Source organism: Fodinibius roseus (assembly GCF_900129315.1).
GTDB classification, from domain to species: Bacteria; Bacteroidota; Rhodothermia; order Balneolales; family Balneolaceae; genus Fodinibius; species Fodinibius roseus.
In genome coordinates, this window is the sequence record NZ_FQUS01000017.1 from 15,620 (window position 1) to 29,699 (window position 14,080).

Annotated in this window: 13 protein-coding genes and 1 tRNA gene; 3 read left to right on the forward strand and 11 right to left on the reverse strand. The window is 49.5% G+C overall.

Annotated features, from left to right (window positions below):
* The first annotated feature begins 53 nt into the window (after window positions 1-53).
* Entirely contained in the window at window positions 54-815 is a 762-nt protein-coding gene (locus BUB16_RS14820; protein WP_073066138.1) for an enoyl-CoA hydratase/isomerase family protein, read from the forward strand.
* 321 nt (window positions 816-1,136) lie between these two features.
* Here the strand turns inward: BUB16_RS14820 and BUB16_RS14825 are convergent.
* From BUB16_RS14825 to BUB16_RS14860, 8 genes are all read right to left on the reverse strand, one after another.
* Window positions 1,137-1,208 (reverse strand) — tRNA-Gly (locus BUB16_RS14825).
* A gap of 192 nt (window positions 1,209-1,400) precedes the next feature.
* Window positions 1,401-1,862, reverse strand: coding sequence for a cupin domain-containing protein (locus BUB16_RS14830; RefSeq protein WP_073066141.1), 462 nt, complete (start codon window positions 1,860-1,862; stop codon window positions 1,401-1,403).
* Between the two features lie 7 nt (window positions 1,863-1,869).
* Entirely contained in the window at window positions 1,870-2,979 is a 1,110-nt protein-coding gene (locus BUB16_RS14835) for a RuBisCO large subunit C-terminal-like domain-containing protein (protein ID WP_073066144.1), read from the reverse strand.
* Window positions 2,980-3,074: 95 nt separating this feature from the next.
* Window positions 3,075-4,349, reverse strand: a complete 1,275-nt coding sequence (locus BUB16_RS14840; protein WP_073066147.1) for an adenylosuccinate synthase — start codon at window positions 4,347-4,349, stop codon at window positions 3,075-3,077.
* Between the two features lie 68 nt (window positions 4,350-4,417).
* A complete protein-coding gene (locus BUB16_RS14845; protein ID WP_073066150.1) occupies window positions 4,418-4,762 on the reverse strand; it encodes an STAS domain-containing protein in 345 nt (114 codons plus the stop codon).
* 169 nt (window positions 4,763-4,931) lie between these two features.
* Entirely contained in the window at window positions 4,932-5,843 is a 912-nt protein-coding gene (secF, locus tag BUB16_RS14850; protein ID WP_073066153.1) for a protein translocase subunit SecF, read from the reverse strand.
* A gap of 43 nt (window positions 5,844-5,886) precedes the next feature.
* A complete protein-coding gene (secD, locus tag BUB16_RS14855; protein WP_073066157.1) occupies window positions 5,887-7,713 on the reverse strand; it encodes a protein translocase subunit SecD in 1,827 nt (608 codons plus the stop codon).
* 79 nt (window positions 7,714-7,792) lie between these two features.
* Window positions 7,793-8,341, reverse strand: coding sequence for a hypothetical protein (locus BUB16_RS14860; protein ID WP_139240328.1), 549 nt, complete (start codon window positions 8,339-8,341; stop codon window positions 7,793-7,795).
* Window positions 8,342-8,867: 526 nt separating this feature from the next.
* Between BUB16_RS14860 and dusB the strand changes: the two genes are divergently transcribed.
* Window positions 8,868-9,860, forward strand: a complete 993-nt coding sequence (gene dusB, locus BUB16_RS14865) for a tRNA dihydrouridine synthase DusB (protein WP_073066161.1) — start codon at window positions 8,868-8,870, stop codon at window positions 9,858-9,860.
* A 370-nt stretch (window positions 9,861-10,230) separates the two neighbouring features.
* On the opposite strand, the gene BUB16_RS14870 is transcribed toward dusB, so the two are convergent.
* The 3 genes from BUB16_RS14870 to serS all read right to left on the reverse strand — a co-directional run bounded on the left by BUB16_RS14870 (window position 10,231) and on the right by serS (window position 13,398).
* Entirely contained in the window at window positions 10,231-11,103 is an 873-nt protein-coding gene (locus BUB16_RS14870; RefSeq protein WP_073066163.1) for a mechanosensitive ion channel family protein, read from the reverse strand.
* 13 nt (window positions 11,104-11,116) lie between these two features.
* Window positions 11,117-11,899 carry a DUF432 domain-containing protein gene (locus tag BUB16_RS14875; RefSeq protein ID WP_073066166.1) on the reverse strand — a complete coding sequence of 261 codons (783 nt, stop codon included), beginning with the start codon at window positions 11,897-11,899 and terminating at the stop codon, window positions 11,117-11,119.
* A gap of 221 nt (window positions 11,900-12,120) precedes the next feature.
* On the reverse strand, window positions 12,121-13,398 hold the full coding sequence (gene serS / locus BUB16_RS14880) for a serine--tRNA ligase (RefSeq protein WP_073066170.1): 1,278 nt from the start codon (window positions 13,396-13,398) through the stop codon (window positions 12,121-12,123).
* Between the two features lie 203 nt (window positions 13,399-13,601).
* On the opposite strand from serS, the gene BUB16_RS14885 reads away from it, so the two are divergent.
* Window positions 13,602-14,078 (forward strand): Lrp/AsnC family transcriptional regulator, encoded by a 477-nt coding sequence (locus tag BUB16_RS14885; RefSeq protein ID WP_073066173.1) that lies wholly within the window; start codon window positions 13,602-13,604, stop codon window positions 14,076-14,078.
* Window positions 14,079-14,080: the final 2 nt, after the last annotated feature.

Genomic DNA, 14,080 nt, shown 5'->3' on the forward strand with positions numbered 1-14,080 from the left:
CACGGAAACACACCCTGTCATGTGTAACCTGTGGCCGATCATTCCATAAAACTATGCCTGAAACCGGAGAAATAACGACCCGCATTAAAAACAACATCGCAACCATTGCGTTTTACCATCCCAAAGGGAACGCTCTGCCCGGGAAGATGCTTCGAAACCTGGCAGAGGCCATTCGTCAAATGGAAGAAAAACCCGGCGCCCGGGTTTTGGTGCTTAAGAGCCGCGGCGAAGGAGCTTTCTGCGGCGGCGCCTCGTTTGAGGAACTGATGGCCATCGGCGACTACGAGGAAGGCAAGCGCTTTTTTATGGGATTTGCAAACCTCCTTAATGCTATGCGTACGTGCCCGAAATTGATTATTGTACGCGTACAGGGCAAAACTGTCGGGGGCGGGGTTGGTATTGCGGCGGCCGGTGACTATGTGGTGGCCCACCAATCAGCCTCTGTTAAACTGAGTGAACTGGCCCTGGGGATCGGACCCTTCGTAGTGGGACCTGCGGTCGAGCGGAAAATCGGGACCTCCGCATTCAGTACCCTTTCCGTGGATGCAGCCAGCTGGAATAGCGCCGGTTGGGCCGAGACGAAAGGACTTTTCTCCAGGGTTTGCGCAACATATGATCAGCTTGATGACAAGGTGGAAACGCTGGCCGGGCAGCTGTCGAAGTATAGTCCCGAAGCCATGAAAGAGCTCAAAACAATGCTTTGGGAAGGCACCGATGACTGGGAGCTGCTGCTGGAAGAACGGGCGGAAATAAGCGGACGACTGGTCCTCTCCGACTTTACCAGGGAATTTATCAAACAATTCAAAAACTCATAACCGGATCTATCCTCAAAATCTGACTGTGAGCATGACGAACCACAACAATGTCCATGAAATGCCAAGAACAATGCTCCGGTATGCCATCGAAAAGTTTCCTGACGACAAGCGCCGATATTATTTAAAGCGGTAGCAACCCTAAAAGAGGATATCACAAAACCATTCTTTGCTCCAGGGTCGGCGTTTCTCAGCTGAAATCATCACCTATGGCCATGTTGCAACTCCAACATCTCTTTGGCCTCAATCTTGAAAAATCCCTGATTTTGTAAAACTCTAATAGAAAAAGTCTTTGCAAACGAACCGGCTGCAAAAACTTTTTTGAGCGGGAAACCGGATTCGAACCGGCGACCCCAACCTTGGCAAGGTTGTGCTCTACCACTGAGCTATTCCCGCTTGGCACATTCCAAATCGTCTCATGGTTGGCTATAGCTTTTGCGGACCCCAACCCTGGTCCCCGGAATGCTTCTGCTTCCAGACTGCCCCCGTTTGCCAAAGAGTTCCAAATATAAGGCGATTAACCTATATATATCAACTCTATTTTTTAAAAAGAAGGAAGCGCAGAGCTCAGCTGCTTGGGCTGCTAATTCAGCGTTTGATCTTCCTCAACACTTCCCCCGAATGAATCACATCGGAAATATCTTCCTGTTCTGGCAGTGTTGGCCGGTCGCGATAGCGATCCACAATACAGATGAACCCGAGCGGCTCTCCCTTATCAGCGTGAAACTGGTGAAGCGTACCCGGTGAGATATAGATCACATCGTGCAGACTTATCTCATAAAGTTCATTTCCCAGGATAACGGATCCGTGTCCCCGCAGGATAATTACGGAATGCGGGTGCCGGTGATATTCAAAAGAGGTATAGCCGTCCGCTTCCACCTCAAAATAGCGTGTTTGAAAATTCAACTGCTGTTCATCCTCTTTTTCCCCGAGCAGCGAGTACCGGTGAACCCCTTTGTAGCAACGGTCCTCATTCTTGTACTCCCTGCGTTGGAGGCCCTCCCATGCGTAACCATCAGCTTTTATCACCTTCGAGTTATTTTTCTCCATGATAGTATTACCCCTTCTGGATCCGGGTTGCAAAGATTTTGGCTGCAGCTTCAATGCCGCCGGTATACCGGTACAAACTTCCTCCGATTAAAAAACACGTATCCGCTCCGTATTCATTCATCCACCGGCTTACATGTTCGACTTTTATACCTCCCCCCGGCATCGGAAGCGATGCTTTAAAAGGAGCATCGGAACGACGTGCTGCTTTGTTAATCGACCGGCACTGGGGAAGAGTAAACGAAAAACGTCCCCCTGTATTGGGATAAATCACAAAATCGGCTCCCAGGGCCCGCCATAGCTGTCCGTATAGAAAATCAGGTGCAAAACCCTGCGATTCATCCATTGTCAGTGATCCTGCAAAAGCCGGATGGGCGATAATCGGCAGTTCCCCCTCCATCCGGGCCAACCGGTGCATCACCGTCAGTCCGGCAATATGAGGGCTGAGCAGCACCCCGTCAGCTCCTGATTCCTCAGCCAGACGGTACCGGCTCTCAATTTCCCCGGCATCAGCCGTGATATTCGGGAAGTAATACGACCTTCGCCCCGTCCGCTGGGCAGCCTTTCGGACAGCCCCGACACAAGCGCGGACACGCTCTTCAAAAGGAGCATACATTTGGTTGGCGAGGCCGTGGTCGTCTTTAATAAGATCAATGCCGCCCGCTGCAAATTGAAAAGCCAGCTCAGCCAACGCCTTCGAAGAGCAGCCCAGCGGCTTAAGAGCCGTGGCGCTGAGTGGACGGGCAGTGATGTTATACCGTCTTCGAACTCCTTCTATTCCAACCCGGGGTCCTTTAAAAAGATTACCGGCCAGGGATGACCAATCGACCTTTGTGATTTTTATTCCCGGCTTCAGGGATATATTTCCGTAGAGGAGATTCAAGAACTGGGATATATCACTGCCCACATCCGCCAGCGGCCATGCTATGGTCACTTCATAGGCATGATCGCCTACCTGCTTCTTTTTGCGGGGACGACCAACTACTTGGTCGCGAATCCTTTTATCCAGCACCTCGGCCGGAAGCTCAACAGACTGCTCCAGGCACAAATTCCCGATCTTTTCATCGACCGCCTCTCCATCCGAAAGCGTTAGCTGATATGTAACCGTAAAGCTACTCATGAAGGATCGGTAAGGTAAAGGTATGTGTATTGGCTACAGGATGACTTCCAACGTGGCGGAGGCAAATTCCCGGGGAACGCTCCCGCCGTCGGCATCTAAATGACTATGGTCTCGCTGCGATCGGGTCCCTTGGACAAGATCGTCAAATCCACATTCAGGTACTCCTGGATGAAATCAAGATATTCTATGGCTTCAGCCGGCAGGTCTTCCATGCTCTCGCACTCCTCAAGGGATTGCTGCCAGCCCGGCATGGTGGTATACCGGGGTTCCAGTTCCTCTATATCCGGAAGATCTACCGGAAAAACATCTGTTTGCTCGCCATCAACCACGTAGCTCGTACACAGTTTTATTTCCTCAAAGTCATCGAGGATATCAAGCTTGGTGAGGGTCAGTTCATTTATGCCATTCACCCGAACGGCGTATTTCAGCGCAACAAGATCCACCCAGCCACAGCGTCTGGGACGTCCGGTGGTAGCCCCGAATTCCTGACCCGCCTCCCGCAGCTGCTTCCCGGCATCGTCCTGCAGCTCAGTCGGAAACGGTCCGTTTCCCACCCGCGTGCAATAGGCCTTGGAGATACCCATCACCTTGTCTATGGCCGTAGGCGGTATGCCGGATCCCGTACAGGCTCCGCCTGCAGTGGGACAAGAAGAGGTCACAAAGGGATAGGTGCCGTGATCCACATCCAACAGGCTTCCCTGGGCGCCTTCCAGTAAAATTTCCTCCCCGTTTTCAATAGCCTCATGCAACAGCGCACTGGTATTGGTTATGTAGGGACACAGCGCATCCGCCGCTGCCAGCAGTTCTTCAACGATAGGCTCCGCTTCAATGGCATCGTGCTTGTATACATGCTCCAATGCATCGTTTATGTCGGCTATATTGGACGTAACCTTCTGGCGCAGTTGCCGGGGATGAAAAAGATCCGACATGCGAATGCCCACCCGGGAAACCTTGCTTACATAAGCGGGGCCGATTCCGCGTCCCGTTGTGCCTATGGCATCATCCCCCCGGCGTTCTTCCTTGACCTGATCCAGGAGCTGGTGATAGGGCAGAATGACGTGAGCAGCGCTACTGATCTTCAGGCGATCCTCAAGATTACCGCCCAGAGCCTCCACCTCTTCAATCTCTTCCAGCAGGGCCAGCGGATCTATGACAACACCATTGCCTATCACACACGTGGCATCACCATTGAAAATTCCGGAGGGAATCAGGTGTAACACAATCTTCTTGCCGTCGAACTCCAGCGTATGCCCGGCATTGGCCCCTCCCTGATACCGGACGACGTAATCAGCCTCTTTACTGAGCAAGTCAACAATTTTACCTTTTCCTTCATCACCCCACTGGGCACCTACCACAACACGAATTGACATAGTATTGTATTAATTAGACATAAAAAAAGGGGTGAAGTCACCCCTCTTTCATAAAAGTTAAAATGAGTTTACTCCTCTGAATAAGACTTAACCGCTTCATCAAGCGATTTAAAATGCTTGAAAACCGTTATAAGCTTGGTAATAACCAGCAGGCTTTCAATCTTGTCGGTCGCATTGGCAATGCGAAGATCTCCCCCGGCTTTGCGCATGGTTGTCAATCCCCCGATAAGCATCCCGAGTCCAGAGGAATTCATAAATTTCACCTTTGCCAAATCGGCCACGACATTGGTCTTGTCCTCCTCAATAAGTTCATGCAACTTTTCGTTCAGGCTCACCGCATCCGGCCCACCCATCACATTACCTTTAAACTCGATTACCACACAATTATAACGTTCTGATACATTAAAATTCATATCTAAAATCTCCTGTTCATTTTTTTGGGAATTTATATTTATAGAAGGTCCTTAGCAACGGCCTCCTGTCGAGACCGTTATGCCCTGTTTAATTATTACGATTCCGACGCAACGTTGTTACAATCTCTTTGCAATATAATTCTTTGCAACAGGAAATTCCTCCGGAATTTTATGCATTTTTCTTCCTCTTATGAAGTTCAACAACCACAGAGCTGGCAATAAACAAGGAACTATAGGTACCAATAATGACGCCCAGCATCAAGGCAAAAGAGAAGCCCTTTAGCACTTCACCGCCAAAGATAAAGAGTATCGTCACCACAAAAAAGGTAGTAACCGAAGTGATAACGGTGCGACTAAGGGTATCATTGAGGCTTTTGTTGACCATTTCATCATGATCCATCGTTTTGTATAACAGGCTGTTTTCCCGGATACGGTCGAAAACCACCACCGTGTCGTTCAGCGAATAACCGACAATCGTCAGAAAAGCGGCGATAATCGCCTGGTCGATCTGCATGCTGAAAGGAGCAACTTCAGCAAACAGCGTAAAGATCCCCAGAACAATCAGCACGTCGTGAAACAGGGCCGCCACCGCACCGGCCGAATAAGTCCAGTTCTTAAAACGGATGAGGATATAGAGAAAAACGACAATCAGGGCAAAAATAACCGCGTTAAGCGCCCCGCGCTTCAGGTCTTCGGCAAAACGCGGTCCCACTATGTTGGTTTTAATAACCGTCGCCGAATTACCGGAGTACAGCTGTCCCACGGTCTCCATAATGGTAGACTGCACTGCCGAAATATCATCGGGGTTATCCGTTCGGATGAGGATTTCCTGCGGCGATCCAAAAAGCTTTACTTCCGGGGCTCCATCCAGCGGACCTGCAAGCTCGCTTCTCACTTCCGTTACGTCGACGGGCTCTTCGAACTCAAGGACGAATTCTTTACCGCCCCTGAAATCGATGCCGTACTGCAACCCGGTCGTTAGAATTCCGATGACAGCAGCCACTAATAAAATGCCGGAAACGACCTGGCCAATTTTATGGGCTTTCAAAAAGTTAAAGTCGGGTGTTTCAAACCATCTCATGGTAATAAATCCTTAAATTAATGTTAAAAGCTGTTCTAATGGATTAACCGAAGCTGAGTTCAGCGGACTTGTCGCGGGTAAGGTAATCGATGATGACGCGCGTAATTACGATTGCGCTGAACAGGGAGGCCACAATACCGGCCATCAGGGTAACCGCGAATCCCTTAATGGGTCCCACCCCAAAGCTGTAGAGGATAATGCCCACAAAAAAGGTCGTCACATTGGCATCCACAATAGCGCTCATAGCGTTGGAATAACCGCCCTCAATAGCGGCCCGCAGCGTTTTTCCGGTTCGCTGCTCCTCCCTTATCCGGTCAAATATCAGCACATTCGCATCTACCGCCATACCGATGGTCAGGACAATACCCGCGATACCCGGCAAGGTAAGCGTAGCCTTGAAAGCGGCCAGGATGCCGAGTATAAATATGATATTCAGCACCAGGGCCAGATCGGCAATGGCGCCTCCGGCATGGTAGTAAACAATCATAAAGATGGCCACAATAATCAAACCGATGAGCGTAGAATAGAAGCCCGCCTGGATGGAGGCCTCTCCCAGGGTAGCCCCCACCGTTCGCTCTTCGATAATATCAAGCGGGGCCGGCAGTGCACCGGAAAGCAGAATGTTCACCAGGTCTTCGGCCTCGGCAACGCTTTCCAACCCTGAAATAGATGAACGGCCGTTCGCTATTTTCGTTTCAACATTGGGATAGGAGTAGACATAGCCATCAAGGACAATCGCTATCGGCTTGCCGATATTCGCCCCGGTAATACGCGACCACTGTCGGGCCCCCTCTGCATCCATATTCATCGAAACCCGGGGCTGGTTGGTGGTCTGGTCAAAATTCACGCTGGCTTCTTCAATAACTTCTCCGGTCATTTCAACATCCGGTCGGACCCCGACCAGCTCATAAAACTCTTGTCCCTCGGGCGTTGTCTGGAACGGGCTGGCCCCCCACATGAGCTGCACGTTGCGCGGAATCAGTTCCTGCACTTCCGGATTTTGCAATAATTCATTAACGCGAGCCGTATCCCTTCCGGCCGCATAGCCAAACGCATACGCATTCCGCGTCTGAGTGCCCAATACTTCCGCCAGCGGATTTTGTCCGCCGCCCTGCTGCTGTTGCAGCGTGTCGGAGGTATCAGACGAAGCTTGCATACGGTAATAGTTCATGATTTTCTCGCGCGCGCCGTTGATCTGATTGGGTTCGGCGGCCAAACGAAATTCAAGACGGGCCGTACCTTTCAACAAACTGCGAATCCGTTCCTTATTCGACACGCCCGGCAGCTCAACAACCACCCGGTTATTTCCCTGAACAAAGATAGCCGGCTCCGTAACGCCGTAGCGATCGACCCGCGTTCGGATAATTTCCATTGCACGATCAACAGCGCTGTCTCGCTGCTGCTGCAGGTATGCTTCGACCTCTTCATTGGAAGAGCGGCGTGTAATATTTTCCGTATCCGACCGGAAATAGCGGCTCAGGCGCGCATCGGCATTGCCCTCCTCGAACTCCTCTACCATTTCACTTATGAAATCGGTGCCGTTTTCGATGGCCTGCTGTTCGGCTGTGTCTATAATGTTCAACAACGTCGAATCAGCGTATTCTCCGGCCAGTTCCCGGACAAGCTGGGGCGTTCCCACTTCCAGCGTCACGTGCATACCGCCCTGCAGGTCAAGTCCCAGTGACAGGGAGTTTTCACGCAGGTTTTGCAGCCGCTGTGCATTTTCCTCGACATACTCAGCGCGTTCGGCTTCGGGCAGGTTTTCAATGTAATTTTGCTCGAGCGTATTTGCGACTGTCGGCCATAAATAGTAGATGGACATCGCCAGAAAGGCTACAATAAATCCAATTTTTGTTCCATTACCTTTCATAATAAATCGTTTTGAAAATTTAGAGTTGTGTTTCAATAGCAGATTGTAGCTGAAAAAAAATACAAGAGAAAGGTCTGTCCTACGGAGCTCCAATGGCCACGCCGCCACTCATCGGTTCTGTCAAAATCCTTGTGGCCAGGCGTGAGACTGGTGCAATCCAATTCTTATCGACGTGCAATGCTCGAAGATACGGCCCGGCGGTTGTGGATGCCAGGCTTCCCGTTTTATTCACCTGCAGCATCAGAAGAGGCTTGACCGTCTGCTGCACGGGAAGACCGTCCATGGCGTTGCCGGTCTGAAATTGGTTCCATTCGATCAGCAACAACCGGTATAGGTCGGGGGAAGCCTCCTCCGTTGCAAAGGGAAAATCAAATTCGTCATTATTTTGCGTGACAATCTGCGAGGCCTGTTCAAGCATCTCCGCCAGCTGTCCCCCCGAAGCCTTCAAATCCTGCAGCTCTTTTTTCAGGCCGGGAGCATTCGAAGCCTCCGCCATCATACCCAGCCACCGTGCAAATTCATGTGATCTCTGTCCCGCCTGCGCAGGCTGAACCACATACAGGCTAAAGCCCGAACAGACCAGGAGCGTCACCAGCAATCGTGCAATATATGAACGGAGTCGTTTCATCAGTGGCTGAAAATAGTCAGAAACAGGCAACGGGACAAACACTTTTTATGGATTGGTATGATTTAACATGACACTGTTGACCAGCAGAGCTGTAACTGCCCGAACGCAAAATTGAATCTCCGGTCATTAAGCTCTCCACCGGTAAAAAAAGAAGTTGCCACGGGGCAGTTAAACAATCGACGTTCTGCAGGATTCTCCTTATATTTCAGGATGAGAGGTATTTGGAAAACAATAATTTTGGCCACTGTGTAAATTCACAACCACAACATATGCTATACAGGCCTGTGTGAGGATAGTGAATAAGCGAAATGAAGCAATTGGTGTAAAAAACGGTTTTGCAAAACTCTCTATGAGTGAACAAGATAGGCCTTTGGAAAACCAGGAGTTTTGTTCAATACCAACCCCTGGGTGATTTTTAAAACCGCAGTGCATGGACGATACATGAGAATGTTGCAATCGCAAACATGTAGCGATTGTAAAACAACGGTTTTATAAAGGCCTTCAAGAATAACAAAAATGTATCAGCGTGAACATAGCAAACATTGACTTGGGACATAAGCCGCTTCTGCTGGCTCCGATGGAGGATGTTACCGATTCTCCATTCCGAACCATCTGCCGCCGAAAAGGTGCCAATATTGTGTATACGGAATTTATCAGCTCAGAAGCGATTGTCCGGGACTCCGACCAGGCCTTGCACAAGATGGATTTTAACGAAGAAGAACGGCCCTTTGGTGTTCAAATATTCGGCGGACGCGAGGTTGCCATGGGAGGAGCTGCTCAGATAGCGGAATCAAACAATCCCGATGTTGTGGATATCAACTTCGGATGTCCGGTCTACAAAATTGTCAAAAAAGGGGCCGGTTGTGCCTGCCTCAAAGATATGGAACTTATGGAGCGGATGGCCGGCTCGGTCATCGATGCCGTTGAAAATAAGCCTGTTACGGTCAAAACACGGCTCGGATGGGACGACCGCACCATCCGCATCCGGGAAGTGGCTCTTATGCTGCAGGATCTGGGCGTAAAAGCGCTGACCGTCCATGCCCGCACGCGCAACCAAAAATACAAGGGAAACGCCCGGTGGGAATGGCTCAAAAAGCTAAAGAACACCCCCGGGCTCGAAATCCCGATCATCGGTAACGGGGATGTCACTTCGCCGGAGGATGCCAAACGGATGTTCGCCGAAACGGGCGTCGACGGTGTTATGATCGGCCGGGGAGCTATCGGAAACCCCTGGATATTTGAACGATCCCACCATTATATCGAGACCGGCGAGCTGCTGCCCGAGCCTACCGTGGAAGACCGCATCGACTTGTGTTGTGAACAGCTGCGCCGGTCGGTTCGGCACCACGGGGAGCATTACGGGGTGATCATTATGAAGAAGCATTATGCCCAGTACCTGAAAGGGGTCCGCAACAGCCGGCAGCTTCGGGCCGCCATCATGGAGGAAAAAGAGATGCAGCCTATTCTGGATCTGCTCTTCCGGTTTAAAGATCAAAAAATGTATGCCGTGGCTTCCTGATATCAGGTGTCAGAGACAGAAGCAGCCGATGCCCAAGCCCATGCCAAGGTTACCTGAGTTTTTTAATGGTTTCTTATTCGTTACTGGCTATTTGGTCCACGCTCTCTCCAGGGGATATTTCCTTAAAAGGCTTTAAAAAACCGGGAATTTGAGTCAATCCAATATCAACCCCGGGTAAATTCATAACCATAACATATGCTATGTAGGCCTGTGTCAGAATTTTGAACGCGCGAAGAGGCAGAAATTGACCAAAGAACGGTTTTTCTAAGAATTCCCTAAGTCTTAATCAGGTAGGTTCATACATTCTTTTATACATAATACTCCCTGCTTCTCACTAACACGCTGTGATCACCGTATAATGCTCACTGTCTTAATCCGCGGTCTCATCCGCCTCTTTTTGGAGAGTTGCTGCCTTTGTTACCATCTCAATAGGCAGCGGCTTGGATTCAGACCCGGCGTATAGAGAAACATGCGGGAAGGGAATCTCAATATCCTCCTCATCAAATCTCTTTTTTATCTCCTCCTGGATGGTGTTTTTAAGATGGATCCATTCATTAACCTGAGCCCATATTCGAAAATCCAGGTCGATGGATGACGTACCGAAAGCCTCAAAAATAATTTGCGGCTCCGGTTCACTGAGGGAGTACTTGTTTTTCTGGGCGACCTCCATCAGAATTTCACGGACTTTACCGATATCCTCCCGGTAGGCGACCGAAACTTTGGCATTAAACCGGCGAATCGGAAAGCGTGTCAGGTTAATCACCTCTGTTTTGATAATCATTTCGTTGGGAATGCGAACAAACATATTGTCAAAGGTCCGAAGTTTGACCGAAAGTACGTCAATAGACATGACTATACCGATCGTGCCGTTAACATTGATGATATCATCGACTTTGAAAGGCTGTTCGGCAATCAGAAAGAGCCCGCTTATAATATTGGACACGCTGGTCTGAGAGGCAAAGCCAAGGGCGACTCCCACGATACCGGCACCGGCCAGCAGGGGAGCCAAACTTATGCCCAGCTGACCCATAATCGTTATCAATAGTATGATAATACCGGAATAGAAAACCACTTTCCCGGCCAGCATCCCGTAGTGAGTGGAATATTTTTTTGTAAAAAGGGAACGAGCCCAGTTACGCAACATAAAAATAACAGGGATCGTAATTGCGATTATCAGAGCAACTCTGATAATCTGAAAAACGACTTCTTCCGATACGTAATTATAAATATTAAATAAATCCATAACGCTTCTGTGCTTAACTTCCTAAAATGGCTGCGTCCTCGAACAGACGCTTGAATGTGCGGGTGGTCAGGCTTGCATGGATCTGCCTCCGGGGTTTCGTCAGCTGCATCTGCTTGTTAATGCCTTCCGGCAGCTTTCCCGTCATGATCACATCACTGTGATGCTCCTCTCCGTGATAGGTAATCTGCGTCTCATCGGCCCATAATGTTCCATCATGTTTGTATATGCCCAGCCGTTCCACCCGGAAGCAAAAGCTTTCGAAATCAAGGGCCTCCGGTGATTTATTCGATATGGTGATGGGACAGCTCACCAGGTACGGTTCCGGTTTTAGCTTTGAAAGATCCCGTCGCGCCTTGGTCGTAGTATGATAACAGAGTTCCCCCTCGATTGGCGTCCCAAACCAGGTCTTGGACATTTTCAATACGGGCAGTTCAAGCAGCAGATAATCGTCGTGCGCAAGCGCTATCGTAATCCAGATCGGGATGCGACTAAAAACCTGTATGGTGGTATGGGGACTTACCTTCAGGGAGTATTCCGACTGGACGATAAGCGGCAGATCGGCAAAAGCAGGGAGTATACGCACACGGTCATGGCCGTTTTTATGGGCCCATCGTACCCACTGAACCGCATTCGGCGGCTCCTGTTTATCTATATCACCGCTTACCTCGTCCCTGTAACTGTAAGCGATACGAATCTCGTTGTCCTCGTATTTTATCCACAGGCAGAGATCTCCGATATCGATGAAGTGAATATTTTTGTCTTTCAGAGAAATCGTTCCCCAAATGTCATCTTCCATAATCGTCTGTATTTAAACTATATCAATATCAACATCAATCAAATACCCGGTAACGTATTCTGATAGCAACATCTGATTTTGCCACTCTTCATCCGCCCCACCTTCCACAAGATCGAACGGGCCCGCTCTTCACTCGGGTAGATCCGATCCCGGGGAAAAACCGCGGTGTTATTACCCTGAGCTATAAAGAGCGACCAACATACAGAATATAATACGATTTATCAGGGCTGAATCACTTCCGAGCCCATAAAAGGCTGCAGGACGTCGGGGACGACCACACTTCCGTCCTCCTGCTGGTATATCTCCAGTATGGCAGCCACAACCCGCGGCAGAGCCAACCCCGAACCGTTGAGCGTATGTAATATTTCGGTATCCTCCTCATCATTTCTAAACCGGAGCATCATCCGTCGCGCCTGGAAGCTCCCGAAATTGGAACAGGAGCTGACTTCCAGCCACCGCTTTTGTGCAGGACTCCAAACCTCGAGGTCATATTTCTTGGATTGAGTAAAGCCCATATCGCCGGTGCACATCAGCAGCGTACGATATGGGATATCCAGCTCCTCCAGCAGCGACTCCGCATAGAGGCGCAAGCTCTCAAGCTCCTCGTAGGCCGTATCAGGATGCACCATCTTTACCAGCTCTACCTTGTCAAACTGATGCAGGCGGTTAAGCCCCCGTACATCTTTGCCGTAAGAACCGGCCTCGCGGCGCCAGCAGGGGGTATAGGCCACATAATAAAGCGGCAACTGACCCCGGCTGATAATTTCATCGCGGTGGAAATTCGTTACAGGCACCTCTGCCGTTGGAATGGCAAACAGCTCATCCCGCGGAATTTCATACATCATATCTTCCTTGTCGGGTATTTGTCCTGTCCCCCTGGCAGAATCTTCATTTACAAAATAGGGAGCCTGGATTTCGGTATATCCCCGCTCCCCGGCCCTGTTCAGAAAATAGTTCACAAGCGCCCGCTGCAGCTTTGCAACAGGACCAATATAAAAAGGGAACCCTGCGCCCGTTACTTTTGCACCCCGCTCAAAGTCGATCCATCCCTGTTCTTTCACGAGCTCCCAGTGCGGGCGCTGCCATTCCGCAGCTTCAGCGAGCGTCCCCCATGTTTTAAACAGTTCGTTATCTTCCTCGGAATGCCCCACCGGTACCGAATCGTGAGGAACATTGGGGATCCGCAGCAGCAGCTCCTTTCGCTGCTCTTTTAAGAACTCCAGTTGTTCTTCCTTCTCTTTAATCTCCTCCTTCAGCGTGCTGGTATGTTTGATGATTTCCCGGGCTTCTTCCTTTCTGCCCTCTCCCATCAGCCGGCCGATCTTTTGAGCTTTCATGTTGCTGTCGTTTCGAAGATCGTCGGTCTGCTTCACCATCGAACGCCACTTTTCATCGACTTCCAGCAGTTGATCTACAATTTCGGGATGGTCCTCTCCCTTATTGCGCATTCCTTCTTTTACACGCTCAGTATTATCACGAATATAGGTGACGTCTAACATCTGTTTTGTTGCATTTTCCTTAATTAATCATTTTGCTAAAGATAAAAGAGTTTTACCAACCTATTGAACCTATTTTTTACTCCTTCAGGCAAATAAAATCAACCGAAATAAAGAAGCATTTACGGACTTATATTTCTTGATCTCCTTATTATTTTAGCTTATTTTTTATAAATCATAGAAAATTTAGGAAGTGGAGGATTATTATGGCTAAAGGATTGGACGAGATAGACATTAAGATTTTGAAACACCTGCAAAAAGAAGGGCGTGCACAGCGGAACCAGCTTGCCGAAATCGTGCATCTGTCCGTACCGTCGGTATCCGAACGCATGCGCAAGTTAGAAGAAAAAAAGCTTATTACAGACTATCGCGCCATCCTGGATGGCAAACTGTTTAACTTCGACATCACGGCCTTCGTTTTTGTAGAAGTGGACGGCTCGGATAACTACCCCAAATTCATCGAACGTACTACAAATGAACCGGAAGTGCTCGAATGTCACTCCATTACCGGCGACGGATCTCATATTCTCAAGATCCGCACCGAAAACACCGATTCTTTCGAGAAGCTTCTTTCGCGTATTCAATCGTGGGATGGCGTCAGCAAAAGCCGGTCAAACGTGGTGTTGAGCAGTTTTAAAGAGACAACAGAACTGCCTATTGAAAAAACGATCGACCCCAAGTAATA

What these genes read in the sequence shown, in the direction of transcription:
- BUB16_RS14835 (WP_073066144.1), bottom strand. Translation starts at nt 2,979, where the DNA reads ATGAGTAGCTTTACGGTTACATATCAGCTAACGCTTTCGGATGGAGAG.
- BUB16_RS14845 (WP_073066150.1), bottom strand. Translation starts at nt 4,762, where the DNA reads ATGAATTTTAATGTATCAGAACGTTATAATTGTGTGGTAATCGAGTTT.
- BUB16_RS14820 (WP_073066138.1), top strand. Translation starts at nt 54, where the DNA reads ATGCCTGAAACCGGAGAAATAACGACCCGCATTAAAAACAACATCGCA.
- BUB16_RS14870 (WP_073066163.1), bottom strand. Translation starts at nt 11,103, where the DNA reads ATGGATTTATTTAATATTTATAATTACGTATCGGAAGAAGTCGTTTTT.
- BUB16_RS14840 (WP_073066147.1), bottom strand. Translation starts at nt 4,349, where the DNA reads ATGTCAATTCGTGTTGTGGTAGGTGCCCAGTGGGGTGATGAAGGAAAA.
- secF (WP_073066153.1), bottom strand. Translation starts at nt 5,843, where the DNA reads ATGAGATGGTTTGAAACACCCGACTTTAACTTTTTGAAAGCCCATAAA.
- serS (WP_073066170.1), bottom strand. Translation starts at nt 13,398, where the DNA reads ATGTTAGACGTCACCTATATTCGTGATAATACTGAGCGTGTAAAAGAA.
- BUB16_RS14830 (WP_073066141.1), bottom strand. Translation starts at nt 1,862, where the DNA reads ATGGAGAAAAATAACTCGAAGGTGATAAAAGCTGATGGTTACGCATGG.
- BUB16_RS14885 (WP_073066173.1), top strand. Translation starts at nt 13,602, where the DNA reads ATGGCTAAAGGATTGGACGAGATAGACATTAAGATTTTGAAACACCTG.
- BUB16_RS14860 (WP_139240328.1), bottom strand. Translation starts at nt 8,341, where the DNA reads ATGAAACGACTCCGTTCATATATTGCACGATTGCTGGTGACGCTCCTG.
- BUB16_RS14875 (WP_073066166.1), bottom strand. Translation starts at nt 11,899, where the DNA reads ATGGAAGATGACATTTGGGGAACGATTTCTCTGAAAGACAAAAATATT.
- secD (WP_073066157.1), bottom strand. Translation starts at nt 7,713, where the DNA reads ATGAAAGGTAATGGAACAAAAATTGGATTTATTGTAGCCTTTCTGGCG.